Source organism: Streptomyces sp. BB1-1-1 (genome assembly GCF_031597775.1).
Lineage (GTDB): Bacteria > Actinomycetota > Actinomycetes > Streptomycetales > Streptomycetaceae > Streptomyces > Streptomyces thinghirensis.
The window spans coordinates 4,907,052-4,932,025 of record NZ_CP134203.1; the positions used below are offsets into that span (position 1 = coordinate 4,907,052).

Genomic DNA, 24,974 nt, shown 5'->3' on the forward strand with positions numbered 1-24,974 from the left:
ACACCACCGTGCCCGAGGGGAGCGCCCGTGTCCGACCCGACGCCCGTGATCGACGACCTGAGCGAGGAGGGCGAGGAACTCGACGCGCTGGTCGCCCGGTTGAGCCCGGAGCAGTGGGCGCTCACCACCCCGGCTCCCGGCTGGACGATCGCCCACCAGATCGCGCACCTGGCCTGGACCGACCGGTCCGCCCTGCTCGCCGTCACCGACGAGGACGGCTTCCGCGCCCTGGTGGAGCAGGCCCTCGCCGCGCCCGACCGGTACGTCGACGACGGCGCCGAGGAAGGTGCCCGGCGGGCCCCCGCCGAGCTGCTGGCCGCCTGGCGGGAAGGCCGCGCCGCCCTCGACAAGGCGCTGCGCGAGTCGGTCCCCGGGGCCCGCTTCCCCTGGTACGGCCCGCCCATGGCCGCCGCCTCCATGGCCACCGCCCGCCTGATGGAGACCTGGGCCCACGGCCTCGACATCGCCGACACCCTCGGTGTGACGCGCCCGCCCACCGACCGGCTGCGGCACATCGCCCGCATCGGCGTCCGCGCCCGGGACTTCGCCTACGCGACCCACGGCCTGACCCCGCCCGCCGAGCCGTTCCGCGTCGAACTCACCGCACCCGGCGGGGAGCTGTGGACCTACGGCCCCGAGGGCGCCGACCAGCGTGTCACCGGCCCCGCCCTCGACTTCTGCCTCCTCGCCACCCAGCGCGCCCACCGCGCGGACCTCGCCCTGCGTGCCGAGGGAGCGGACGCCGACCGCTGGCTGGACATCGCCCAGGCCTTCGCGGGGCCGCCGGGAGCGGGACGCCCGCCGGGGACCGGACGCCCGCCGCGTGGGGAGGGGCGGTGAGCGTCCTCCGCATCGGCAACGCCTCCGGCTTCTACGGCGACCGCTTCGACGCCATGCGCGAGATGCTCACCGGCGGCCCGCTGGACGTCCTCACCGGCGACTACCTCGCCGAGCTGACCATGCTCATCCTGGGCCGGGACCGGCTGAAGGACCCGGACGCCGGGTACGCCCGCACCTTCCTGCGGCAGCTGGAGGAGTGCCTCGGCCTCGCCCACGAGCGGGGCGTCAGCATCGTCGCCAACGCCGGCGGGCTCAACCCCGCCGGACTCGCCGACGCCGTACGCGCCCTCGCCGCACGGCTCGGCATCCCCGTGCGGGTCGCGCACGTCGAGGGCGACGACCTCACCGCCGCCCACCCGGGAGCGCTGGCCGCCCACGCCTACCTCGGCGGGTTCGGCATCGCCGAGTGCCTGCGCGCGGGCGCCGACGTGGTCGTCACCGGCCGGGTCACCGACGCCGCCCTGGTCACCGGGCCCGCCGCCGCGCACTTCGGCTGGGCGCCGACGGAGTACGACCGGCTCGCGGGCGCCGTCGTCGCCGGACACGTGCTGGAGTGCGGGGCGCAGGCGACCGGCGGCAACTACGCGTTCTTCGAGGAGGGCGACGTCCGCCGGCCCGGCTTCCCGCTCGCCGAACTGCACGCCGACGGCAGCTGCGTCATCACCAAGCACGACGGCACCGGCGGCTTCGTCGACGTCGGCACGGTCACCGCCCAGCTGCTGTACGAGACGGGCGGCGCCCGGTACGCGGGGCCCGACGTCACCGCCCGGCTGGACACCGTACGGCTCACGCAGGACGGGCCCGACCGCGTTCGCGTCGAGGGCGTGCGCGGCGAGGCCCCGCCGCCCACCCTCAAGGTCGGCCGCAACCGTCTCGGCGGCTTCCGCAACGAGGTCGCCTTCGTGCTCACCGGCCTCGGCATCGAGGCCAAGGCAGCCCTGGTGCGGGCCCAGATGGAACCCGCCCTCGCCAAGGTCGCCGACGTCCGCTGGGACCTGGCCCGCACCGACCGGCCCGACGCCCCGACCGAGGAGACGGCCGGCGCCCTGCTGCGGCTCGTCGTCCGGGACGCCGACCAGCAAGTGGTCGGGCGGGCGCTGAGCGGAGCCGCCATCGAGCTGGCCCTCGCCAGTTATCCCGGCTTCCATGTGCTGGCGCCACCAGGAAAGGGCGCGCCTTATGGGGTCTTCGAGGATGTGTACGTCCCCCATGGAGCCGTCGACCATGTGGCCGTCCTCCACGACGGGCAACGGATTCCCGTATCAGGCGCCCAGGACACCGCCGTACTGGCGGACGTACCGGAACCGCCGCTGCCGCAGCCGCTCCCACCGGGTCCCGTACGCCGCGCCCCCCTCGGTCTCGTCGCCGGCGCCCGCAGCGGCGACAAGGGCGGGAACGCCAACGTCGGCGTGTGGGCGCGGACCGACGACGCCTGGCGCTGGCTGGCGCACGAGCTGACCGCCGACCGGTTCCGGGAGCTGATCCCGGAGGCCCGCGACCTGCCCCTCACCCGGCACACACTCCCCGGCCTGCGCGCCCTCAACTTCGTCGTCGAGGGCATCCTCGGCGAGGGCGTCGCCGCGCAGGCCCGCTTCGACCCGCAGGCCAAGGCGCTCGGCGAGTGGCTGCGCGCCCGCCACCTGGACATCCCGGAGGTTCTCCTGTGACCGTCCTGCCCTCCGCGGTGGACCCGGCCGGCCCCGACCACCGGGCCAACCGCGAAGCGATGCTCGCCAAACTCGCCGACCTCGACACCGAGCACGCCAAGGCGCTGGCCGGCGGCGGCGAGAAGTACGTCGCCCGGCACCGGGGGCGCGGCAAGCTCCTCGCCCGCGAGCGCATCGAGCTGCTCCTCGACCCCGACACGCCGTTCCTGGAGCTGTCTCCGCTGACGGCCTGGGGCAGCGAGTACGCCGTGGGCGCCTCCCTGGTCACCGGCATCGGCACGGTCGAGGGCGTGGAGTGCCTGATCACCGCCAACGACCCGACCGTGCGCGGCGGTGCCAGCAACCCCTGGTCGCTGAAGAAGGCCCTGCGCGCCAACGACGTCGCGCTGGCCAACCGGCTGCCCTGCATCAGCCTGGTCGAGTCCGGGGGCGCCGACCTGCCGTCGCAGAAGGAGATCTTCATCCCGGGCGGCGGGATCTTCCGGGACATCACCCGGCTGTCGGCGGCCGGCATCCCCACCGTCGCCGTCGTCTTCGGCAACTCGACCGCCGGGGGCGCGTACATCCCCGGCATGTCCGACCACGTGATCATGGTCAAGGAGCGCGCGAAGGTGTTCCTCGGCGGGCCGCCGCTGGTCAAGATGGCCACCGGCGAGGAGAGCGACGACGAGTCGCTGGGCGGCGCGGAGATGCACGCGCGCGTGTCGGGTCTCGCCGACTACTTCGCCGTGGACGAACCGGACGCGCTGCGGCAGGCCCGCCGCGTCGTCGCCCGCCTCAACCACCGCAAGGCGCACCCCGATCCGGGCCCGGCCCAGCCGCCGAAGTACGACCCGGAGGAACTCCTCGGCATCGTCCCCGGCGACCTCAAGACCCCCTTCGACCCGCGCGAGGTCATCGCCCGGATCGTCGACGCCTCCGACTTCGACGAGTTCAAGCCGCTGTACGGGACGAGCCTGACGACCGGCTGGGCGGCCCTGCACGGCTATCCGGTGGGCATCCTCGCCAACGCCCAAGGGGTGCTGTTCAGCGAGGAGTCGCAGAAGGCCGCACAGTTCATCCAGCTCGCCAACCAGCGCGACATCCCGCTCCTCTTCCTGCACAACACCACCGGCTACATGGTCGGCAAGGAGTACGAGCAGGGCGGCATCATCAAGCACGGCGCGATGATGATCAACGCGGTCTCCAACTCCCGCGTCCCCCACCTCTCCGTCCTCCTCGGCGCCTCCTACGGCGCCGGCCACTACGGCATGTGCGGCAGGGCCTACGACCCCCGCTTCCTCTTCGCCTGGCCCAGCGCCAAGTCCGCCGTCATGGGCCCGCAGCAGCTCGCCGGAGTGCTCTCCATCGTGGCCCGCCAGTCGGCCGCCGCCAAGGGACAGCCGTACGACGACGAGGGCGACGCGGCGCTGCGCGCCATGGTGGAGCAGCAGATCGAGTCCGAGTCGCTGCCCATGTTCCTGTCCGGGCGGCTCTACGACGACGGCGTCATCGACCCGCGCGACACCCGCACCGTGCTCGGCCTGTGCCTGTCGGCCGTCCACACCGCGCCCTACGAGGGTGCGCGCGGCGGCTTCGGCGTCTTCCGGATGTGAGGGGAACACTGTGACCAGCGAGGGAAACACTGTGATCAGCACCGTCCTCGTCGCCAACCGGGGCGAGATCGCCTGCCGGATCTTCCGCACCTGCCGTGAGTTGGGAATCCGGACCGTCGCCGTGCACTCGGACGCCGACGAGAACGCCCTCCACGCGCGCGTGGCCGACGCGGCGGTACGACTGCCGGGCGCGGCCTCCGCCGACACCTACCTGCGCGGCGACCTGATCGTGAAGGCCGCCGTCGCCGCCGGCGCCGACGCCGTCCACCCCGGCTACGGCTTCCTCTCCGAGAACGCCGGCTTCGCACGCGCCGTCGTCGACGCGGGCCTGACCTGGATCGGACCGCCGCCGGAGGCGATCGAGGCGATGGCGTCCAAGACGCGCGCCAAGGAACTGATGGGCATCGCACCCCTCACGCACGTCACCGAGGCCGACCTGCCGGTCCTGGTGAAGGCGGCGGCGGGCGGCGGCGGACGCGGCATGCGCGTCGTACGGCGCCTCGCCGACCTCGACGGCGAACTGACCGCGGCCCGCGCGGAGGCGGCGAGCGCCTTCGGTGACGGCGAGGTGTTCGTGGAGCCTTACGTCGAGAACGGCCGCCACGTCGAGGTGCAGATCCTCGCCGACACCCACGGCACGGTGTGGGCGCTCGGCACCCGGGACTGCTCCCTCCAGCGCCGCCACCAGAAGGTGATCGAGGAGGCCCCGGCACCGGGCCTGACGCCCGAACTCACCGGTGAACTCCACGACCTCGCCGTACGCGCCGCCCGCGCCGTCGACTACGCCGGCGCCGGGACCGTCGAGTTCCTCGTCGCGGACGGCCGGGCGCACTTCCTGGAGATGAACACCCGCCTCCAGGTCGAGCACCCGGTCACGGAGGCACTCTTCGACCTCGACCTCGTCGCCCTCCAACTCCGCGTCGCCGAAGGCCACGCCCTCGAGAACGATCCCCCGCGCGCGCGTGGCCACGCCGTCGAGGCCCGCCTGTACGCCGAGGACCCGGCGAACGGCTGGGCTCCGCAGACCGGCCGCCTGCACCGCCTCGCCGTCCCGGACGGCATCCGCCTCGACACCGGCTACACCGACGGCGACGACATCGGCGTCCACTACGACCCGATGCTCGCCAAGGCCGTCGCCCACGCGCCCACCCGCGCGGAGGCCGTCCGCCGCCTCGCCGGCGCCCTGGAACGGGCCGCGATCCACGGCCCGGTCACCAACCGGGACCTGCTCGTCCGCTCCCTGCGCCACGAGGAGTTCACGTCCGCCCGCATGGACACCGGCTTCTACGACCGCCACCTCGCCGACCTCACCCGCGGCGGGACGGCCGACCCCCTCGCCCCGCTGGCCGCCGCCCTCGCCGACGCCCACGGCCGCTCCCGCTTCGGCGGCGCCTGGCGCAACCTGACCTCGCAGCCCCAGGTGAAGCGCTACGCCATGGCGGGCGAGGAACACGAGGTCCGCTACCACCACACCCGCACGGGTCCGGCCGCCGACGGCGTACGCGTCGTCCACGCCGACGCGCATGTGGTCCTGCTGGAAGCGGACGGCGTACGACGCAGGTTCGAGGTGGCGGCGTACGGCGACCAGATCCACGTCGACGCCACCCGCCTCACCGCCCTGCCCCGCTTCCCCGACCCCACCGCCCAGCACGCCCCGGGCTCCCTCCTCGCCCCCATGCCCGGCACGGTCGTCCGCGTCGCGGAGGGCCTCACGGAGGGCACGACGGTCCAGGCCGGCCAGCCCCTCCTGTGGCTGGAGGCGATGAAGATGGAACACCGGATCACCGCCCCGGCCACGGGGAAGCTGACCGCGCTGCCAGTGGCTCCTGGACGGCAAGTGGAGATGGGCACCCTCCTGGCGGTCGTCGAGACCGGCTGACCCAGGGGCGCGGGGAACTGCGCGACCAGCCACGACGGACCCGCACCCGAAAAGAGACCGAAGGAGCTCCGTGACCACCCTCATCGAATCCGACGAGCACAAGTCCCTCCGCAAAGCGGTATCCACCTTCGCCAGAAACCACCCCCGCACCCTCGGCACCGACAACAAACACTTCTGGCAGGAAGCCGCCAAGCTCGGCTACATCGGCGTCAACCTGCCGGAGGCATACGGCGGTGGCGGCGGCGGCATCACCGAACTCTCCCTCGTCCTCGAAGAGATGGGCGCCGCCGGCAACCCCCTGCTGATGATGATCGTCTCCCCGGCGATCTGCGGCACCGTCATCTCCCGTTTCGGCACCGAGGCGCAGAAACAGGACTGGCTCCCCACCCTCGCCGACGGAACCCGCATGATGTCCTTCGGCATCACCGAGCCCGACGCCGGCTCCAACAGCCACCGCATCACCACGACCGCCCGCCGCGACGGCACCGACTGGATCCTCACCGGCCGCAAGGTCTTCATCAGCGGCGTCGACATCTCCGACGCCACCCTCATCGTCGGCCGCACCGAAGACGCCCGCACCGGCAGGCTCAAGCCCTGCCTGTTCATCGTCCCCCGCGACACCCCCGGCTTCGAGCGCCGTCAGATCGACATGGAACTGAACGCCGCCGAGAAGCAGTTCGAGCTGACCCTCGACGACGTACGGCTGCCCGCCGAAGCGCTCGTCGGCGACGAGGACGCGGGCCTCCTCCAGCTCTTCGCCGGACTCAACCCCGAGCGCATCATGACGGCGGCGTTCGGGATCGGCATGGGCCGCTACGCGCTCTCCCGGGCCCTCGACTACGCCCGCGAACGCACCGTCTGGAAGACCCCCATCGGCGCCCACCAGGCCATCGCCCACCCACTCGCCCAGGCGCACATCGACCTCGAACTGGCCCGCCTGATGATGCAGAAGGCGGCGCACCTCTACGACGCCGGCGACGACACGGGGGCGGGCGAGGCCGCCAACATGGCCAAGTACGCCGCCGGGGAGGCCTGCGTGAAGGCCGTCGACCAGGCCGTGCACACCCTCGGCGGCAACGGCCTCACGCGCGAGTTCGGGCTCGCCTCGCTGATAGCGGCGTCGCGCGTGGCTCGTATCGCCCCGGTGAGCCGGGAGATGATCCTCAACTACGTCTCCCACCAGACCCTGGGTCTGCCCAAGTCGTACTAGCCCACACGGTCCGTACTGGAGGAACCATGTTCCGCAGCGAGTACGCAGACGTCCCGCCCGTCGACCTGCCCATCCACGACGCGGTGCTCGGCCGGGCCGCCGCCTACGGGAACACCCCGGCGCTGATCGACGGCACCGACGGCACCACCCTCACCTACGAGCAGGTGGACCGGTTCCACCGGCGCGTCGCCGCCGCCCTCGCCGAGACCGGCGTGCGCAAGGGCGACGTCCTCGCCCTGCACAGCCCCAACACCGTCGCCTTCCCGCTGGCCTTCTACGCCGCCACGCGCGCGGGTGCCTCGGTCACCACGGTGCACCCGCTCGCCACGGCGGAGGAGTTCGCCAAGCAGCTCGGCGACTCGCGGGCCCGCTGGGTCGTCACCGTGTCCCCGCTGCTGGACACCGCCCGCCGGGCCGCCGAACTCGCGGGCGGCGTGCAGGAGATCCTCGTCTGCGACAGCGCGCCCGGTCACCGCTCGCTCATCGACATGCTGGCGTCCGCCGCGCCCGAACCGTCCGTCGCCGTCGACCCGGCCGAGGACGTCGCCGCCCTGCCGTACTCCTCCGGCACCACCGGCACCCCCAAGGGCGTGATGCTCACCCACCGGCAGATCGCCACCAACCTCGCCCAGCTCGAACCACTGATGCCGGCCGCACCGGGCGACCGCGTCCTGGCGGTGCTGCCCTTCTTCCACAACAACAGGTGTAAATGACAGCAGGCACCCTCGCCGCGGTACAGCGAAACGCCCCCGTCAGTCGGCTGACGGGGGCGTTTCTGTTGCGGGCCGGCCCCGACGGGGGCCCGGGGGCGGTCCGCGGCCAGATGGTCTAGAGGTATGTCGTTCCCCACTGCATGGCGCCGCGGTCGTAACACGCGTGCACGTGCTCGGCGAGGGCGCCCTGTCGGTTCGTAGGCCACAGGGGGTCGAACAGGATCAGGATACGAACGGGCCCGCCGTTCTCGGCGACCTTGCGCCACTCGTCGCCGACAGGCAGCCACAGGCGGGCGTCGGGGTGCCCGTAGTCGAGGACCGGGGTACCGCGCCGCAGGGTGATCGGGCGGCCGATGTACGGCGGTGTGCCGTCGTGTGCGCCGAGTCCGAGCGAGGCCGCGATCGCCCGCATGCCGGCGGCGATCTCCGGAGTCTGTTCCTGTCTGGGCGGCGGCACGTGGAACGCGAGCACTTGCGCCACGGCGAACACGTCGGTTCGGTGTACGCCCGTGGCGAGCTGGATACCGGCGGCGAACGTCGGGCCGGGCAGGGTGCCTACTGCGTTGTTCACCGCGCCACCTCCGCCCACACGGCCTTACCGAGCGGTCGGTCGTCTACGTCCCACCGCGCCGCGAGGGCGTCGACGATGTGGAGGCCGCGCCCGCGGGCCCGCTCGTCCGAGTCGGTGCGCAGCTGCGGCCGGCGTCGTACCGGATCGTGTACCTCGACGCGCACGTGTTCGAGGGTGGGCAGGACGACGACGAGTAGGGAGTCGCCCGGCTCGGTTCCGTACCGGTAGGCGTTCGTGACCAGCTCGGAGGCGATGAGGCACACGTCGTCGATCGCGTCGTCGGCGAGTGGCGGGTCTTCCTTGCGTAGCAGCTCACGCACGTACGCGCGGGCCCGTGCGGCGGCCTCCGGGTCGGACAGGAACACCGCTTGAGCGGGGGGCCCGGACGGGGGTTCACAGCAGGTCTCTAACGCGTCCGGCCGCATGTGCACCATGCAAACTCCCTATGCCGTGGTGCCAGTAGGCGCGAAGTTTCGTAACGCCAATCGGTGGCACGGTCACTTTTCGTGACACGAGAGTGCACCCTCTCGCCGCAGCCATGCAACCCTCTCAAAGAGGGAATGAGAATTTGCATATGCCCGCGATAGGGGCAGCTCACGAGAGGTCGTTCGCAGGTGACATGGTTAGAGGCGAGGCGGCAGACTGTCGGGCAGGAACCAGGAGGGGAGGCGAAGTTGAGCGGTCCTACCGTGCGTCGGCGCAGGCTCGGCAAGAAGTTGCGGGCCCTGCGTGACGCCCAACAGCTCACCCTCGAGGACGTTGCCGACAAGAGCGACGGCGCGTTCACGGTGGCCAAGTTGTCGAGGCTGGAGACTGCGCGGAGTGCGGCCAAACCTGCGGACGTAGAGACGCTGCTCGGCCTGTACGGCGTTGACGATGGCGAGTTGCGGGGTGCGTTGCTGTCCCTCGCCCGCGAGGGCGCACAGCGCGGGTGGTGGCACAGCTATCGCGGTGTGCTCTCGCCCGTGTATGAGGACTTGATCAGCCTCGAGCATGAGGCGTCGTCCGTCCGGTCGTGGCAGATGGGCGTGATCCCGGGTCTGTTGCAGTCGGGCGAGTATGCGCGGGAGATCATCACGGCGACTGCCATGTCTGCGGCCGTCGAGGGGCGTATCGATCCGTTGGTTGAGGTGCGCCTCGCGCGTCAGTCGGTGCTTACCCGCGAGCATCCGGTCGAGTTGTGGGCGATCATCGCTGAGGGTGCGCTACGTACGACATGCGTCGGCGAGGGCGTCATGCGCGACCAGTTGGCGCGGCTCCTCGACCGCGGCCGGCGGCCGAACGTCACGATTCAGATTCTCCCGTCGGACGCCCCGCCGCACGTCGGGCAGCTGGGCAGTTATTCGCTCCTGTCGTTCGACGAACAGGCAGACCTCGACGTTGTGCACGTGGAGTCGTTGACCTCGGCTCTGTACGTCGAGGAAGCGGAACACGTGGGCGTCTATCGGGACGCGTTCGAGCGGTTGCGTGCTGCTGCGCTCTCGCCCGAACTATCCGCGAAACGCATCGCAGAGATAAGGGATAAGACGGAATGAACCACATCGAAGACGCGTCGACGCTCCCCGTGACGTGGTGGAAGTCGTCGGCGTCCGGCGCACAGTCTGACTGTGTCGAGTGCGCCGTCGTCGACCCTGAGCGCGTGGCGGTGCGCGACAGCAAGAACCCGACCGGGCCCGCCCTGCTGCTCACCCGTGATCAGTTCGCCGGACTGGTGGCGGGCGTCAAGTAGCGAGCTCGCCCCGAACGCACGAGAACGCCCCCCGCGCGGCCGTAGCAGGCCGTACGGGGGGCGTTGGCGTGTCATTGGGTGGCGTACTGCCACACGGACAGCAGCAGGCCGCACAGGGCGACCAGCGCGGCCACGGATGGCAGGGGCCATTGCCGGCGCTCGAGGGCGTCGAGGCGGTCGCGGGCGCGCTTCTGGCGGTCGGTGTCGCCGCGCTCGAGGGTGTCGAGGCGGGCGTCGTGTTCGTCGAGCCGTCGGCCGTGCTCCTTGATCTGCTCGTCGGACTGGTCGTGTCGCTGCACGAGTAGGGCGAGGGCGCCGTCGGTGCGGGTGAATCCGACCTCGATCGTGCGGCGCAGGCGCTCGAGCTCGATCGCCACGGCGGCCGGCTCGTGGGGCGAGGGCTCGGTCACTCGGTGCCGCCCTTGTCGTCGAGGCCGATGCCGAACAGGTCGAGCAGGCGCTCGAACGCGGGCGCGGCCATGACGCGGGCGACGACGCCCGCGACGACGGCGGCCGTGCCGGCGGCGGCGATCAGCCACGGGGCGGCGACGGCGAGCTCGTCGGCGTCCGCGACGGTGGCGGCGAGGGCGGGCAGGACGGCGGCGACGGCGGCGAGGGTCTGCAATCCGGTACGGATGGCGCGCTTGGTCTTGTCGCTCATGGGCGGGGCCTTTCGTGCGGGGGGGTGACGGGGGCCCGCCCCGCGGCGCGGTGCCGGCGGGGCGGGGCGAGCAGCTGCTCGAGGGCGCGGCGCGGTGGCTACGCGACGACTCGGAAGCCGTGGCGCTTGCCGAGTGCGGCGAGGCTCGAGCGGCCCGGGATGCCGTCGGCGTCGCGCCCGCTGTACCCGCATCGGCGCTGCCATGCGGCGTACGCGGTTTTCGTGGCCGTGCCGAAATGGCCGTCGACGTACTGCTCGTCGAGCAGATCCTCGGCGGCGAGGGCGGCCTCGACGGTGCGGGCGCCCGCGTAGCTCACGGGAGTGCCGCGCTTGGGCGGGTCGACCTTGGCGGCGTTGACCAGCTTGGACAGGTCGACGGTCGGCGTGGCCTTGTTCGGCAGGGCGCCGAGCAGGGCCCGCAGGCTCGAGGCGCCGGGCACGCCGTCGGCGTCGGCGCCCTTGTAGCCGAGCGACTTCTGAAAGTCGCTGTAGTTCCTGGTGTCGCTGTCGGTCCACTCCGGGCCCGGACCAACGGCGTAGTGCTTCCCGTACCCGCGGGCGACCAGTGCCTTACCGACGCGGGTCACGTGGTCGCCGTGCGCCCCGTACCCGTACGTGAGTCCGTTGATCGTCACGGTGTAGCGGGCCACGCCTGCCGGCGCGGTTCCGCTGGTGCCGCCGGTGCCGGCGATCTTCTTCGCGCGGTCGACGATCGTCGGCAGCTGCTTGACGATCCTCGAGCCGGGGCACGATGGGTGGTTGCCCCACGGGCGCCCGCCCATGGCGTGGTAGCCGAGTCCGCGGTCGCCCGGGCCGTCGGCGACCTTGAGCGGTACGCCGTACTTCTCGTGCGCCCACGCGAGTACTTCCGCGTTGCGGTCGAGCTGGTCGTCGGTGAGCGTGTCGCCGCCCTGGCCTTCGTTCTCGACGCTGAGCCAATCGCGGTTGCCGTCGGCCTGCGCCCACGCGCGGTCGGCGGTGTCGACCCACTGACACAGGGCGCCCGCCTTGCTGGTGCCGAAGTGGCTCGACGCCTGTGCGGCGGGGTTCCTGAACCATGAGTCGGTGCCGTTGTAGCTGCCGGCCATGATGTGAACGACGACGCCCCGTACGGACTCCTGCCCGCCGTTGGTGTGGTTGACGGGGATCGGGCGCCACTTGGCGCCGGGCATGCGTGCCATGCGGGTAACTCCAGACATGAGAAAACGCCCGCGGCGCGGTGCCGGGGCGTGCGAGGTGAGGGGCGAGGCGGCGCGGTGCTACGCGAACGCGGCCCAGAACTTGATGGGGTCCGTTTCGATGGCGGACGGGCTGAAAGAGCTAGGCCAACTGCCCTGACTGGAGATCACTCCGAACGGCTTGACGCTGTTCAGCGTGGTCACGGGGGCCGCGTTGCTCGAGTCGGCGCACATCAGTACGGGCGCGTTGGCGCTGGTGCCGATCACGAACCGAAAGCACACGTAGTAGATGCCGGGGTTGAGCGTGACGGCGGCCGACAGGTTGACGGCGACGGTCTGCCCGCCTGCGTTGTGTACGTCGATCATCTTCGACGTGTCCGCCATGTCGCCGACTTGCGCGAGGCGGGCGCCGGCCGTGGTGAAGATGCCGGCGTTGCTGCCTCCGTCGAGGCCCGTGCCCTCGTAGCCGAGCACGTGCCAAACCAGCTTGGAAACGGTGATCGTCTCGCGCACGGGCACGGCCGTGATCCGGAAACTGCCAGACGACGGCGTGCGCCCGCCGCTCTGCGCGGTCGCGGGATCGAACGCCCACGCCTTGAAACCGAGATCGCTCGGCCGGAATCCGTAGGCGGGCAGCTGCACGCTGGGGACTTTGCTCGAGGCGTCGAGGGTGGCGACGCCGTTCGCTGCTCCCCTCTGCGTCGTGGGCACGGCGCCTACGTCGGCCGCGTCGAGCACTACGTCGCCGGTCTGCGTGTTGACGCTCGTCACGGCGCCCCCGGCGGCGGGCAGCTGCTCGGCGGGGACCTTGCCGGTGCCGTCGAGGGTGGCGACTCCGTTCGGGGTGCCCGGCGCGGTGTCCGGCACGGCGCCTACGTCGGCCGCGTCGAGCACGACGGCGGCGACGGACTGCCCGTTGACGGACTGCACGACGCCCGGGGCGCCGGCCGGTCCGGTGTCGCCCTGCGGGCCCTGCTCGCCCTGCGGGCCGCGGATGTTGCCCTGTAGTTCCCAACCGGCGGCGGCGCGCTGGTACACGTCGCCGCTGTCGACCCTGAGCAGCAGGTCGCCGAGCGGGATATCGGCGCTCGGGGTGCCGGTGTTGTTGACGTACCATGCGGCGCCGCGCACGTCGCCGCCGACGGGGGCCCACGCCCCGCCGCTGCGGGCCCACAGGTTGACGGTCGTCGAGGTGACGCCGAGCGCGGTTGTCGTCGTGTACTGCGTGAACACGTCGCCGTCGACGCCGAGCTCGGCGGGCGGCGCGGTGCTGCCGGTGTAGACCTGCGACCCCGGGGCGCCGGTGGCGCCCGTGGCGCCCTGCGGGCCGACCAGTGAGGCGAGCCACTGCTCGACGGTGCCGACGAAACCCTCGTCGACGGCGACCTCGTACGCACTGTCGCCGCGTACGGCGACGTAGTTCGGCGTGGTCGGGTCGGTCGGCGCGAGGTCGGCGATATCGACCTCGGGCGACTCCGCGGGCAACAGGATCTGATACACGCGGTTCTGCGCGACTCCGGCGAACTGCTCGGCGACGGAGTACGACCAGCCGGCGGGATTCATGCCGGGCGCGTCGGTCGCCGGTAGCTCGACGGTGAAGCGGCCCTGTTCGTCGAGGGGGACCGTAACGGGCCCGCCGAGTATCACGTCGTAATCGGCGAACGTGATCAGCGCGGGCGCCCTCCACACGATCTGACCGGACAGGGGCCGGCCGTCGGGGAACAGGTACCGGCCGGTGACGGTGACGGTGGGAATGCCTTCAGGCAGCACGGGGGGACTCTCCTAGTCGTCGACGCGGTACACGCCGGGCGGGCGGGCCGGCGTCGGTTCCTGCTCGGGCTCGGCGGTCGCCGGTGCGTCGGGCCACGGCGGCGGCGGTATGGGCACGTCGACGCCCTCGCCCGACGCGGTGCTGTCGGGCGCGGTGGCGGTGCGGGCGGCGAACGTGGCGAGCGTGGCGCCGGGCGGCGGTTCGGGTACCTCGGCCGTCGAGTAGGTGCGGCGGGTGACTCCGCCGAGCGCGTTGCAGATCACGCCGTCGGTACCGGATACCTCGCGGGCCTGAATGCGAATGAACACGGTCTCTTCGAACTCGGCGCGGTCGAGGGGGAACGTGTACCAACTGGTCTTGTACTGCACGCCGGACGCCGACGATGCCGCGGTTACGGAGTCGGTAGCGATGTTGGTGAAGTCGGGTTCGCTCGCGGGCCGGTACTGCACGCGTACTTCACACTTGCTGCCCGGGGCTGCGCCGAACTCGAGCAGGACGGCGGCAACGGGGTTCATGCGCTGCACGGTGGCGAACCAGCAGTTTTCGAACGAACTACCGGTGATCACCTCGCCGCCGGGCGGGAGCTTCTGAAACGGCAGGGGCAGGGCGGGCGAGCCTAGGCCGCGGCCCGACGTGGCGTCGTCGGTGAGCACGCCGTGCCCGGTGCGGTCCCACATGATGACGGGCTGGTCGTCGACACCGAGCGCGGACGGAACGGCGCGGATGGTGAACGCGGTCGAGCCGTCCTCACGCTGCATGATCACGCCCTGTTGCGGCGTGCCGTCGGTGTGGTCGTAGAAGGGGCCGAACTCGCCGACGCCGAACAGGCCCGTTCCGTCGGGGGCGAGCACGCGCAAGACGCCGCCCTCGCCGATCGTCACGTCGCCGTTGAGGATCTGGTCGAGGGCCGGCCGGATCTGCGCTCGGCCGCGCAGCTGCCGTACCTCGCGCTCGAGCGCGTCGATACGGTCGAGTAGATCCTGTGGCACGTACGGCACTAAGGGACCTCCAGGTACAGCCGCGCGGTTTCCGGGCGGCCTCGTTCGGGCGGGGAGATGGACAGGCCGACGACGCGGTACCGGGCGTCGAGCGTGGTCGGGTGCCACAGGTCACGGATACGCAGGCGCACGGTCGCGCCGAGCAGGGCGGGCGTGATGTTCCCGCCGAGCAGTACCTCTACGTCGGGGATCGCCACGGGCCGGCGGGCCGCGGTCCAGTCGGCGCGGGCGTGGCCGTCGAGGGTGGCCTGTTGTTCAACGGTCGTGTGATCGCTGGTGCCGTCGAGGCGTGGCCACCCGGCGGCGATATCGGCGTCGTCGACCAGCAACTCAGACATGAGCGGCACGGAGTCGGCGGCCTGGTTGCGGTTGATGCTGGCGCCGCGGCTCTGCCACGCGTTGGCCTTCCTCGTGGCATCGATCGGCCACGAGTAGGACAGGACGGGCCCGGGGTGGTCGAGCACGATCTCAGACGTGCCGGTACGGATCACGGGGTGTCCGAGCTGCAAGCGCTTGACGCGTCGGCCGTCGCCGTCGCGGAAGCTGGCGATCCTCCACTCGAAACCGTTCTCGGCCGCGGCGAGCTGGTCGAGCAGGTCGCCGATCGTGGAGAGATCGAAACGCAGGAACGTGCGGTCGCGCACGACGCCCGACACGTCGTCGTCGTACGTGATTCCCAGGTTCCCGCCTGGCGTGATCTGCGCATAGTCGACCAGCTCACGCACTATGTCGAACTGGTCGACCTGCTCGGCCGTGAGCGTGTCGAGCAACAGGCGCCGGTACAGGTAGCTTTCCCACCCGCCGCACTGCACCTGTGCGGACAGAAACCCGCGGCGGTCGGACGCGAGGGCGAGTGTCCACAGGATTCCGCCCCACCAGACCTCGCGCCCGCGCTCGACCCACACGCCCGTACGCCCGGGCACAAGGGCGCGGCGGGCCCGCTCGGCTATCTCCCGGTTCGGGATCGGCACGGTGCCGCGCATGCTGCCGGTCTTGCCGATGTAGTCGTCGAGGGCGACCCCCTGCACGGGCAGGGCGTCGAGCACGGTGCCGGATCGCAGATCGCAGAACACCATGCGGTACGGGGGCGCGGTGGCCACGGGCGCCCCCTTACGCGTCGAGCGGATAGATGATGCTGTTGAAGCTCGCCCAGTCGGTCACGCTGGTGTTGTCGATGAAGCGCACGCGCCCGCCGGTCTGGAAGTCGCATTTCATCGGCAGGCCACCCGCGGCCATCGGCGTTGACACCAGGTATTTCGGCCGGCAGTCGGCGGGCAGGGTGCCGGCGAGCACGTACCCGGAGCCGGGCGGTTCGCTGTTGGTCGCCCAGCTGACGCCCCCGCGCCACTGCATGTGTCGCACGCCTCCGAGCGTGATCACCCGATAGGCGACGTTGCCTTGCGAGTTGCCGCTGTTGGTGTATCCGGACGCGAGGGCGGGCTCGGTCCATCCCACGGTTTCCACGGGGGCGCGGTAGACCTGCCACGCAGCGTCGGCGGCCGACCAGCGGTACAGCGTGCCGTCTATGTCGGCGTACTGGCCGTCGTAGGCGCCTACGTCGGATGACGCGGCCTGCGGGATGACGCCACCGACGGCGACTGTGTACCGGCGCCGGTCGGTCAGTGCGCTGGTCCAGTCGATACCGCCCACACCCGCGGACGCGCCCGCGGGAATGGTCACGTCCCACAGCGGCAGACAGGCAGGGTCGAGGGTCGGCGCGGTCGGCGTCTCCGTGGCGTCGCCGACGACGACCTCGACGCGGGCGAGGTTCTGCCCCTGGTCGTCGAACAGGGCGTCGTACACGTGCAAGATCACGGTATCGATGCGGTCGAACAGGGCGTCGCCGTCGGTGAAGGTGACGACCTCCGGGGCGTCGAGGCACACGGGGTAGGCGCCCTGCGCGGTGGTGCCCTGCACGGTGGAGCGGCCGACGCCGATCTGTAGGGACATGGCGCCCGCGCCCGTGGCGGCGAACGGGTCGCCGCCGGGCAGGATGCCCGGGCGGGTCCTGAGCTCGCCGTCGGGGAGCATCGTTCCCACGGGGGCGAGGCGGGTGTCTTCGCGGGTCTGCCCGGGGTTTCCGGTGCCGCCGAGTAGCAGCCATGCAGCGCGCACGGTCACGGGGGGTGTCTCCTTACCAGTAGGCCGAGCGGTACCGCACGACGACGGACGCGGACGGGTCGGATTCCGGGGCGGCCCGGAAAGTGAGGTTCGTCGTGCCGGGGGCGAGCGTGAACGTCTGCTCGGGCACTGAGCGCGAGGTCGCGGTGTAGATCCGCGAGGCCGTCGTGTTGAGGGTGACCGTGCCGGCGCGGGTGTCGACCTCGAGCACGTCGCCCGCGGCGAGCGGTAGGTCGTACTCGAGCACGTCGCCCGTGGCGAGGTTCGTAAGGGCGGGCCGGACGACGGGCCCGCGGAACACGATCACGGGGTGTGTCTCGGCCTTGCCGCGGTTCGTCACGGCGAGGGCGCCGGTAGAACCTGCCTCGCCGAACTCGAGCGGCCACTCGAGGCCACCCTCGACGCCCTGCTCGTCGACGTGCCAATCGATGCCCTGCTCGGCCGCGGGCAGGGTCGCCGTAGCGGTGCGCTCGGTGAGCTCATACCGGCGCGGGTCGGTCGCCTCGAACTCAATCGCCCCGCCGGTGATCGTCCCGACCGTGTATCCCTTGTCGGCCGGCACCGCGCGGCGCACCGCGCGGGCGTACGCGAGCAGGGGCCCGCGCTCGTCGAGCCACGCCACGAACGGCAGCTCGTCGACGACGGGCCCTGTCGCGTCCTCGAGGACGCCGACGACCGCGCCGACCGTGGCGCGGGGCGCCCGCACGATCAACCCGTCGAGGCCGATCGTGCGGGCCTGCGCGAGCAGCTGCCCGGGGAATGCCCCGTGCGCGCCCGCGCGGGCGACCGTGCCGGAGTCGAGGGCGGGCAGGTCGCCCCATCCGGTGATCCGGCGCCACCGGTACGGGGTGCCCGGGCCGAGCAACAGGTCGCCGTACTGCACATGCCCGGGCATGGTCACCCGGTCGCCGACTGCCACGGCTCACCCCCTCGCCTTGGCAAGCCACTCGAGGGCCCGCGCGTTGTCCTCGGGATCGCCGTGCTCGGCGGCGTGCCAGTGCTCGACGTGCACCAGTGAGCCGGACGCGCCGGCCGCGGCGAACGGGGAGCCGTACCCGCCCGGGCCCGCGTAGGCGGGCGTGAGTGTGGGCAGGGCGGGCGACTGCACCAGCGACGACATGGCGCGCGCGACCGCGCCCTCGCCGCCCTGAATGCCCTTGACGACGCCCGCGGGAATCCAGCGGCCCACGTCGCGCGCCATGACCTTGGACGGCGACGCGATCCCCAGCGCTTTGGCGATCGGTCCCGGGATCAGGTCCTTTGCCCAGCTGATCAGCGTCGACCGCAACCAGCTGCCCATGGACTTAATGCCGTTCCACAGGCCGCGTACAACGTCCTTGCCCTTGCTGACCAGCAGCGATCCAAGGTTGCCGAGCGCGGACGACAGGCGCCCGGGCAGGCCGCGCACCCACGCGATCGCCTCGGTGGCCTTGCTGACAATGCCGTCCTTGAAGCGGCGCAGCGCGGCCGACGCGCGATCCCACATGCGGCCGGCGAGCGGGGCGAGGGCGTCGTACGCCTTGCCGGGCAGACCCTTGATCCAGTCAATGGCGGCCGATATGCCCTCGCCGACCCATTGGGCGATCTTGTCGGCGATCTCGCCGATGAGCTTTCCGGCGTTCGATACGGCCTGCTTGGCGAGCTCCCAAGCCTTACCGAAGTCGCCGTTGAGCAGGGCGACGATCGCCTCGACCACGGGTATGACGACCTGCTCGACGACGGCGGCGAGGCCGTCGGCGAAGATCGCGGCGAGCTGCGCCACCAACCCGATCAACGGCTGAATGATCGGCATGAGCGCTTGCAGTGCGCCGATCAGTAGCTCGCCTACGGCGAGGATGAGCGGGCCGAGCGCAACCATGAGTTGCGCAAACGTTTCGCCGAGCTGGGCGATCGTCGGGGCGAGCGCGACGACCAGATCGGCCAGGATCGGGAACAGCTCGACCGCGAGGCGGGCGAGCACCGCGGCGATCGGCTCAATGATCGCCGGCAGCGTGGCGAGGATCGGCTCGAGGGCGCCCGCGAGGGCGTTGACCAGGAGCATGACCACCGGAGCGGCAGCCTTGATGATCGTCGTCAGCGCGTCGAACAGGGGCGTCAACGCGGGCAGGATCGATGCGACCAGCTCGCCGACCACCGGCAGGATCGGCGACACGGCGTCGATCAGTGCGCCGAACGCTCCGGCCGCGGACTCAAGGACCGGGCCGAGCGCGTCGACGATCGGCAACACCGCGTCGCCGAGCGCGGTCGCCAACCGGGCGAGCGGCGGGCCGAGCTTGGCCAGCGCGGGGCCAAGCGCGCCCGCCAACGACTTGACGACGGGGGCGATTGCTTCGGCGAGGGCGGCGAGCACGGGCCCGCCGGCCTCCGCAAGTGCGCCGATCAGCTCGCCGACGGCGGGCAGGATCTCGCCGACCGCGCCGAGCAGGCCGCCGAGTCCTTCGGCGGCGCCCCCGGCGCCGGACGCGACGCCCTCGAAGAATCCGCCGATGCCCTGCCCGACGGCGCCGAGTCCGGTCGACAGGGCGTCGATCACGGGGCCCGCGGCCTCGACCGCGGCGACCAGCCCGGGCATGGCGCCGACGGCGAGCTCGCCGATCCCCTGTACAAGAGGTTCGATGAGCGGGGCGACGCCCTCGAAAAGTCGCCCAATGTCCGGGGCGAGGTTGTCGAAGATCGCGCCGAGCTGGTCGGCCGCGTCGACGAACGGACCGACCAACGGCTGTGCGAGGTCGGCCATTTGGCCCTTGACGTTCTCGGACAAGTCCGAAAACGCTGACTTCACCTGCTCGTTTTCGGCGAGCACCTTCGCGCCGAGTCCTACGACGGCGAGCGGCACGGCGGCGAGGGCGCCCGCGGCGACGACCGCACCCCCGGCGAGTAGCTTCGTCGAGGTGGCGGCGGTGCCGATCAGGGGGCCGATACCGGCGAGGCCGCGGCCGGCCTCCTCCGCACCGCCCCCGATGCCGTCGGCGAGGGCGCCCCCAGCGTCGGCGCCCGCCGCAGCGAAACGCCCCCGCATGTCGCGCAACCGGCCGTCGGTGTCCCGATACAAGCCGTTCAGCGCGGCCTCTGTACGGGCTACGCCACGCTGCGCCCCGGTGTCGTCGAGGTCGATATACCCGGTGAGCTCGCCGATCGTGAGGGCCACTGTGCACCCCCCATCGGCGCCCGCCGGGGCGCGCTATTCAGTTGTGGTTGTTGATCAACGCCCGGTCAGTCGGGCGATCTCCGCGGGGTCAGTGACCGTGCGCGGGGTCTTGCGCCATAGCTCGGGGAACCGTGCGCCGTCGGCGGGGAGTCCGCCGAGCAGCACGACCAGACGACGCGTCGACAGGGCGGCGACCTGCTCGGCCTCGAGGCCGTACACGCGGGCGAGGTCGGACTCGACGGCGCCCCAGTGAGCGACTACCGCTTGCCAGAACTCCGCGGCCTCTTGCTGCCGTTGCCCTTGCCGCCCTTGGGCTTCGCCGGCCGCGGTCGTGCTTTTCCCTGTGCCTTGGCCTGCTCGCGCTCGTCGTACAGCTGCGCGGCGCGCTCCATGGATACGGTGCCCGGGTCGGCGACGTTCGCCGTCGACCAGAGCAGGACGACGCCGAGTTGCCGGTCGGACATGCCGCGCTCGGTCCAGTGGTCGACCGCATCCGGGCCGAACAGGGAACCGAGCAGGCGCCGAATGTCGTCGGGGCGGGCGCTGTTCTGCACGCGGTGCAGCTGGAGCGTGAACAGGGCGGGCAGGGCGCCGGGCAGGGTGTACGTGCGGCCGAACAGGCGCAGCGGTACGCCCTTGGGTTCCGGCTCGGCCTGCTCGGCGAAGAACGCGTCAAAGTCGGCGACCTCGTGCGCGTCGCCGAGCTGGTTGTCGTCGAGGTCGGTCACGGCGTCGTCACCACGGCTTCAGTCGTCGGGGCGCCGCAGCGGGTGAACGTGGCGCCCCAAGAGGTCTTGGCGTTGGTCTCGCCGCCCTGCTCGCCCGGGGTGACGGTGCACTCCCACACGGTCCACTCGTCCTGTGACGTGTGCCGGTACCGCATCTTCCCGCGGGAGTCCTCGCCGAGCAGGTACGTCCACGTCTCGTCGACGTACAGCTGTCCGGGGTCCTGCGTGCCAGATGTGGCGCCGTACAGGCCCGATACCTCGATCGTCGCGCCCCTCTGCATCACGTCCTGTTCGTAGTAGCCGTTCGAGTCGAACGTCGTCGTATCGGCCGTCTCCTCGTTCTCACCTGCGTTCTTCGTCCAGCTGGTGAGCAGGCCAAGCGGTATGTACGTGCCGGGCGTGGCGTGGTCCTCGACCTCGAAAATCCAGCCGCGCGCGTCAATGGGCCGTCCCATGGGGGCGCCTCCTATTCGCTTCGGTGCTTGGTGGGGGCCGACACGTCAAGGTCGAAATTCACGACGTGCTCATGTCGGCCGGATGAGTCCGGGCCCATGGGCGCCGGGGTGCCGCGCGCGGCGGCGAGGATGAGCCACGTACCGTCGGCGAGCTCGACGCCCGCGAGGCCGTGCAACTCGCTGTAGATGGCCGTGCAGCGGGCCCGCGATACGCGCGGGTCGGGCCCGCCACGCACGCGCACCTGTAGGCGCACGGTGTCGATTGGGTTGCGGGCGTCCTGCTCGCCGCCGTCGTACAGCCACAGGCCGACCGCGGCATCGGGCCCGGGCGGCATGTTCTCGATGAACAGGTCGCCGCCGACTCCGGTCGGGTCGTAGGTGGCGTGGCCGTTGTCGGCGAGCAGGCGGGCGAGGCCGTCGAGCAGGTCAGCCACGGAGCGACCTCCGCAGCTGCGCGGCGATGATCGCGGCCACGGTGCCGGCCTGCTCCTCGAGGGGACCCTCGAGGTACTTCGCCGTCCTGCCGGCGTCGTGCCTGTAGGTCAGTTCCTCGTGTTGCCGGATGGCGTACACGGTGTCGTACGCCACGGCGGCGGTGAGGCTCGACTCGTCCACGGTCGCGGTGCCGGATCGCTCGAGGGTGGCCTCTTCGATCGGGACACGCTTACGGGACTCGGTGAGCACGTGCTCGGCGGCGATCCGCAGGCCACGGATCGCGCCCTGTCGGGTGCCGCGCAGGGCGGCGGCGCCGTTCCAGTTCAGGCGGGTTCGCTGCGTCACTCGCAACTCACCTCCACCGATTCCGGCACGGGCAGGCCCGGCGCGGTGTGCTCGGCGACGGCGATCGCCCGGGTGACGCGCCCGCCGGGCAGGGTGATGCGGGACTCGGCAGGGCATGCGAGGTCGGGGCCGGCGATCACGGTCGCGGTGCTGGTGACCTCGCGCCCCTCTTTGTCGCGGACGGTCTTGACGGTGAGCGCGACCAGCGCGGGCACGTCCTCGACGGCGGGCCCGTACGTCGGGCCGTACGCCGAGTCACCCGCGTACGGCTCGACCTTGACGCGGTGGCGCAGTAGCCACGCGGGGACCTTCACCAGATCACCCCCGGCAACAGTCCGGCGCGGCGTAGGGCGCGGTGCGCCCGCGGGGCGAGGTCAACGTCGCCCGCGGTGGCGGGGCCGTCCTTGCGCCCCGACAGGGCCACGGGGCCGATCGATACCGAATCCCACCTACCGGCGGCGCCGGTGCCGTCGTCGCCGGTCGCCTGCTGGTACTCGACCTGCGCGCACGTGGCGTCGGCGAGGGCCTGCACGATCTTGGGCTCGGTCGGCATGCCGGCCGTGTCGGTGACGTACACGGCTGTCGTGAGGGCGTCGTCTACGTCCTCACTCGCGCGGGCGAGCAGGCGGTCGGCGTCGGCTGGCGCCGGTTGCCCGGTCCACGCGGTCAGCTGCTCGGGCGTTGCGTAGACGCGGGCCACCGGTCACCCCCCGCTCTTGCTGGTCTTGTTCCGGGTACGCGAACGCCCCGCGGGCTTGTCTGCCTGCGGGGCGTCGTCGGTGCCGGTCGGCTGCTCGCCGTCCGGCGCGGTGCCGTCCGGGTCGCCGTCGTCCGGCGCGGTGTCGTGGTAGCGGCGCAGCATCATGCGGCGTCGCCTCCTTCCTGGGATCAGGCGCCGGGCGCGAGGGTGCCGACGCACACGCCCTTGTCGTCAAGCCGCTTCACCGCGTAGTGCACGTTCGTGGTGATCACGGTCGTGCGCTTGAGGATGTCGCGGTCGGTCTCGACGATCGGGCGCCGCTTGTAGAGGGCGCCGAGCGCGTTCCGCTTCATGAGCAGGAACTTTCCGGCCGCGATCCGGTCGGTGACGACCACGGGCATTCCCGCGATCACGCCAACCTGTCCCGTGGTGACGGGGGTCGCGGTGCCGAGCGACGACGCGTTGATGAACTGGTCGTCGGCGAAAACCTCGGCCATCTGCGCCGAGTTGATGAACAGTCCGGCGAACTCCGCCGGGTCGAACTCGTCGCCGAACGTGGCGAGGGCCGGCACGATCGCAGCGCCCCAAGACAGCTTGGCCGTGACGCCCGCACCGCTGCCGGTGACGGTGACGGTGTACGGGGTGCCGCCACCCTGCGCGGTCTCGTCGGCCTGCGCCTGCGCGATGAGCGCGGCGTCGACCTTGCGGGCGGCGAGGATGCCGAACTGGCGCTGTGCCTCGTCGCGCGGGTCGCCGAGTCCGGTCAGCATGGCCTTGTCGGTGATCTCGACGGCCTTGCCGGCTTCCTTGATGGTCGCCGAGCTCGAGCTCTGCGTCATGGCCTGCGTGTTCATGGCCACGGCTTCGGTGAGGTCGTCGAGCTCGCCGAGCGTGCCCCACTTGGGGAAGTTGATCGAGTCGCCCGGCTGCCCGGCGAGGGTGTCGTCGGACTGCACGGCGGCCGAGTTGAGCACTCGGGCGGCGCCGGTGAAACGGGCCTGCGACAGATCGGCCCACACTTCGGGAACGATCAGATCGGCTGCGGTGGTCTCGGGCACGGTGGGCCCTCCTTACGGGTGTGCCGGCGCGGTGCCGGGCGGTGGGATTGCCCGGCGGGCGCCGGGCGTCACGATCCGGCGAGGCGCCGGTACGTGTCGGGGTCGGACTGCATGAGCTCGACGCGCTGCGCGTAGGTCATGGCGGCGAACTGCGCGGGGGTGACCTCCGCGGCGCCTCCGCCTCCGGCGAACTCGGCGCCCGTGCGCGCGGGCCCTGCGGCGGCCTGCTGCTGCGTGGCCTGCTGCTGCGCGGCAAGCCGCGGGTTTGCCTGCACGGCGGCCGTGATCGCGGCGGTGATCGCCGTCGTGTCGGTCGGGTCGAGCTTGGCGACGGACTCGGCGAACGTCCTCGAGTCGAGCAGGGCGTCGGGGTCGGCGCCCGCGGTCGACGCGGTGCGGTACACGGCGAGCTCGACCGCGGTCTGTCGTGCCTGGTCCTGCGCGGTGGTGAGCTGCTGCGTCAGTTCCTCGGGCGTGGCCTGCTGGCCTGCCTTACTCGGGTCGAGGATGCCGAGCAGCTGCGCCGTGAGCTGCTGGCGCGCTTCGTCGGCGGCGCGCTGCTTCGCCGTAGTGCGGTTCTTGCCCGCCTCCTGGCGGGCTGCGGCGAGGTCGGCCTCGAGCCGTGCGATCTTCGCCGCCGGGTCTTCGCCGTCGTTGCCCTGCTGCGCCTGCTGGCCGTTCGGCGGCGCGGTGCCGGCCGGGTCCTGCCCGGTGCCCTGCCCGCCCTGCTGTCCGGCGCCCGGGTCGCCCTGCTGCCCGGTGCCCTGCTGGCCTGCCTGCGTGCCGTTGTCGTCGCTCATGGATGCGCCCTCCTGGGGCTGTTGGGGCCCGCTCCTGGCGGGCGTGGGTGTCGCTGTTGGGGCCCGCTCCTGGCGCGCCCCGGGCATGCCTGCGGGCCGCTCCTGGCGGGCCTGCGCGGGCATGCAAAAGGGCCCGCACTGGGCGGGCCCTTGGTCTGTGTGTCGGCGCGGTGCGCCGTTGTCGGTGGCGTGTGCTAGTCGTCGCCGTCCGGCGCGGGGTCGCGGGGCTTGGTCTCGGTGTATCCCTTGATCCACGCGGTACGCAGTAGCGACGTGGCAGGGTACGGGCACGCGGTCACGGGGTCGCCGTTCCGGCCGGCCTGTCGGCCGGCCACGACTGCCCGGATGATGTCGCCTCGCGCACCCATACCC

At 71.9% G+C, this 24,974-nt stretch carries 29 protein-coding genes and 1 pseudogene; 8 read left to right on the forward strand and 22 right to left on the reverse strand.

What is annotated here, in order from left to right; genetic code table 11:
* Nucleotides 1-27: 27 nt before the first annotated feature.
* From RI578_RS22600 to RI578_RS22625, 6 genes and pseudogenes are all read left to right on the forward strand, one after another.
* The gene (locus RI578_RS22600) at nt 28-840 is read left to right on the forward strand and encodes a TIGR03084 family metal-binding protein (protein ID WP_310872758.1); all 813 of its coding nucleotides are present in this window, start codon (nt 28-30) and stop codon (nt 838-840) included.
* Nucleotides 837-2,507 carry an acyclic terpene utilization AtuA family protein gene (locus RI578_RS22605; protein WP_310872759.1) on the forward strand — a complete coding sequence of 557 codons (1,671 nt, stop codon included), beginning with the start codon at nt 837-839 and terminating at the stop codon, nt 2,505-2,507. Before RI578_RS22600 ends, RI578_RS22605 begins: the two co-directional genes overlap by 4 nt.
* Nucleotides 2,504-4,102 (forward strand): carboxyl transferase domain-containing protein, encoded by a 1,599-nt coding sequence (locus RI578_RS22610; protein WP_310872760.1) that lies wholly within the window; start codon nt 2,504-2,506, stop codon nt 4,100-4,102. The genes RI578_RS22605 and RI578_RS22610 overlap by 4 nt, the downstream gene beginning before the upstream one ends.
* A 31-nt stretch (nt 4,103-4,133) precedes the next feature.
* Complete coding sequence (locus RI578_RS22615) at nt 4,134-5,981, forward strand: biotin carboxylase N-terminal domain-containing protein (RefSeq protein ID WP_310872761.1); 1,848 nt, start codon at nt 4,134-4,136, stop codon at nt 5,979-5,981.
* Between the two features lie 70 nt (nt 5,982-6,051).
* Nucleotides 6,052-7,191: an acyl-CoA dehydrogenase family protein gene (locus RI578_RS22620; RefSeq protein WP_310872762.1), complete on the forward strand. Its 1,140-nt coding sequence runs from the start codon at nt 6,052-6,054 to the stop codon at nt 7,189-7,191.
* A gap of 26 nt (nt 7,192-7,217) precedes the next feature.
* Nucleotides 7,218-7,886: pseudogene (locus RI578_RS22625) on the forward strand (AMP-binding protein); the annotation flags it as partial.
* A gap of 133 nt (nt 7,887-8,019) precedes the next feature.
* Here the strand turns inward: RI578_RS22625 and RI578_RS22630 are convergent.
* Together RI578_RS22630 and RI578_RS22635 are read right to left on the reverse strand one after the other, a co-directional pair.
* On the reverse strand, nt 8,020-8,475 hold the full coding sequence (locus RI578_RS22630; protein ID WP_310872763.1) for a hypothetical protein: 456 nt from the start codon (nt 8,473-8,475) through the stop codon (nt 8,020-8,022).
* Nucleotides 8,472-8,840 (reverse strand): ATP-binding protein, encoded by a 369-nt coding sequence (locus RI578_RS22635; protein ID WP_310872764.1) that lies wholly within the window; start codon nt 8,838-8,840, stop codon nt 8,472-8,474. The genes RI578_RS22630 and RI578_RS22635 overlap by 4 nt, the downstream gene beginning before the upstream one ends.
* Nucleotides 8,841-9,149: 309 nt before the next feature.
* On the opposite strand from RI578_RS22635, the gene RI578_RS22640 reads away from it, so the two are divergent.
* Nucleotides 9,150-10,010, forward strand: a complete 861-nt coding sequence (locus RI578_RS22640) for a helix-turn-helix transcriptional regulator (protein WP_310872765.1) — start codon at nt 9,150-9,152, stop codon at nt 10,008-10,010.
* Nucleotides 10,007-10,204 (forward strand): DUF397 domain-containing protein, encoded by a 198-nt coding sequence (locus RI578_RS22645; protein WP_310872766.1) that lies wholly within the window; start codon nt 10,007-10,009, stop codon nt 10,202-10,204. The genes RI578_RS22640 and RI578_RS22645 overlap by 4 nt, the downstream gene beginning before the upstream one ends.
* A 71-nt stretch (nt 10,205-10,275) precedes the next feature.
* Here RI578_RS22645 and RI578_RS22650 read toward each other — a convergent pair whose 3' ends face one another.
* From RI578_RS22650 to RI578_RS22745, 20 genes are all read right to left on the reverse strand, one after another.
* Nucleotides 10,276-10,614 carry a hypothetical protein gene (locus RI578_RS22650; protein WP_310872767.1) on the reverse strand — a complete coding sequence of 113 codons (339 nt, stop codon included), beginning with the start codon at nt 10,612-10,614 and terminating at the stop codon, nt 10,276-10,278.
* Entirely contained in the window at nt 10,611-10,865 is a 255-nt protein-coding gene (locus tag RI578_RS22655) for a hypothetical protein (RefSeq protein WP_310872768.1), read from the reverse strand. The genes RI578_RS22650 and RI578_RS22655 overlap by 4 nt, the downstream gene beginning before the upstream one ends.
* Nucleotides 10,866-10,963: 98 nt before the next feature.
* Entirely contained in the window at nt 10,964-12,046 is a 1,083-nt protein-coding gene (locus RI578_RS22660; protein ID WP_310872769.1) for a peptidoglycan-binding protein, read from the reverse strand.
* 78 nt (nt 12,047-12,124) lie between these two features.
* On the reverse strand, nt 12,125-13,813 hold the full coding sequence (locus RI578_RS22665; protein ID WP_310872770.1) for a hypothetical protein: 1,689 nt from the start codon (nt 13,811-13,813) through the stop codon (nt 12,125-12,127).
* Nucleotides 13,814-13,825: 12 nt separating this feature from the next.
* Complete coding sequence (locus RI578_RS22670) at nt 13,826-14,803, reverse strand: hypothetical protein (protein WP_310872771.1); 978 nt, start codon at nt 14,801-14,803, stop codon at nt 13,826-13,828.
* Between the two features lie 8 nt (nt 14,804-14,811).
* Nucleotides 14,812-15,912 carry a hypothetical protein gene (locus RI578_RS22675; protein ID WP_310872772.1) on the reverse strand — a complete coding sequence of 367 codons (1,101 nt, stop codon included), beginning with the start codon at nt 15,910-15,912 and terminating at the stop codon, nt 14,812-14,814.
* Between the two features lie 10 nt (nt 15,913-15,922).
* Nucleotides 15,923-16,933, reverse strand: coding sequence for a hypothetical protein (locus tag RI578_RS22680; protein WP_310872773.1), 1,011 nt, complete (start codon nt 16,931-16,933; stop codon nt 15,923-15,925).
* Nucleotides 16,934-16,946: 13 nt separating this feature from the next.
* Nucleotides 16,947-17,852 carry a phage distal tail protein gene (locus RI578_RS22685; RefSeq protein WP_310872774.1) on the reverse strand — a complete coding sequence of 302 codons (906 nt, stop codon included), beginning with the start codon at nt 17,850-17,852 and terminating at the stop codon, nt 16,947-16,949.
* A 3-nt stretch (nt 17,853-17,855) separates the two neighbouring features.
* A complete protein-coding gene (locus RI578_RS22690) occupies nt 17,856-20,081 on the reverse strand; it encodes a hypothetical protein (protein ID WP_310872775.1) in 2,226 nt (741 codons plus the stop codon).
* A 54-nt stretch (nt 20,082-20,135) separates the two neighbouring features.
* A complete protein-coding gene (locus RI578_RS22695) occupies nt 20,136-20,300 on the reverse strand; it encodes a hypothetical protein (protein ID WP_310872776.1) in 165 nt (54 codons plus the stop codon).
* Nucleotides 20,301-20,338: 38 nt separating this feature from the next.
* A complete protein-coding gene (locus RI578_RS22700; RefSeq protein WP_310872777.1) occupies nt 20,339-20,809 on the reverse strand; it encodes a hypothetical protein in 471 nt (156 codons plus the stop codon).
* Nucleotides 20,806-21,264, reverse strand: coding sequence for a phage tail tube protein (locus RI578_RS22705; RefSeq protein ID WP_310872778.1), 459 nt, complete (start codon nt 21,262-21,264; stop codon nt 20,806-20,808). Before RI578_RS22705 ends, RI578_RS22700 begins: the two co-directional genes overlap by 4 nt.
* A gap of 11 nt (nt 21,265-21,275) precedes the next feature.
* Nucleotides 21,276-21,698 carry a minor capsid protein gene (locus tag RI578_RS22710; RefSeq protein ID WP_310872779.1) on the reverse strand — a complete coding sequence of 141 codons (423 nt, stop codon included), beginning with the start codon at nt 21,696-21,698 and terminating at the stop codon, nt 21,276-21,278.
* Nucleotides 21,691-22,044 (reverse strand): hypothetical protein, encoded by a 354-nt coding sequence (locus tag RI578_RS22715; protein ID WP_310872780.1) that lies wholly within the window; start codon nt 22,042-22,044, stop codon nt 21,691-21,693. Before RI578_RS22715 ends, RI578_RS22710 begins: the two co-directional genes overlap by 8 nt.
* Nucleotides 22,041-22,358: a hypothetical protein gene (locus RI578_RS22720; RefSeq protein ID WP_310872781.1), complete on the reverse strand. Its 318-nt coding sequence runs from the start codon at nt 22,356-22,358 to the stop codon at nt 22,041-22,043. Before RI578_RS22720 ends, RI578_RS22715 begins: the two co-directional genes overlap by 4 nt.
* A complete protein-coding gene (locus tag RI578_RS22725) occupies nt 22,355-22,744 on the reverse strand; it encodes a hypothetical protein (protein WP_310872782.1) in 390 nt (129 codons plus the stop codon). The genes RI578_RS22720 and RI578_RS22725 overlap by 4 nt, the downstream gene beginning before the upstream one ends.
* A 3-nt stretch (nt 22,745-22,747) precedes the next feature.
* Nucleotides 22,748-22,909, reverse strand: a complete 162-nt coding sequence (locus RI578_RS22730) for a hypothetical protein (protein ID WP_310872783.1) — start codon at nt 22,907-22,909, stop codon at nt 22,748-22,750.
* A gap of 23 nt (nt 22,910-22,932) precedes the next feature.
* Nucleotides 22,933-23,802 carry a N4-gp56 family major capsid protein gene (locus RI578_RS22735; protein WP_310872784.1) on the reverse strand — a complete coding sequence of 290 codons (870 nt, stop codon included), beginning with the start codon at nt 23,800-23,802 and terminating at the stop codon, nt 22,933-22,935.
* A 68-nt stretch (nt 23,803-23,870) separates the two neighbouring features.
* The gene (locus tag RI578_RS22740) at nt 23,871-24,602 is read right to left on the reverse strand and encodes a hypothetical protein (protein ID WP_310872785.1); all 732 of its coding nucleotides are present in this window, start codon (nt 24,600-24,602) and stop codon (nt 23,871-23,873) included.
* Between the two features lie 194 nt (nt 24,603-24,796).
* Nucleotides 24,797-24,970: an Rmf/CrpP fold protein gene (locus tag RI578_RS22745; protein ID WP_310872786.1), complete on the reverse strand. Its 174-nt coding sequence runs from the start codon at nt 24,968-24,970 to the stop codon at nt 24,797-24,799.
* Nucleotides 24,971-24,974: the final 4 nt, after the last annotated feature.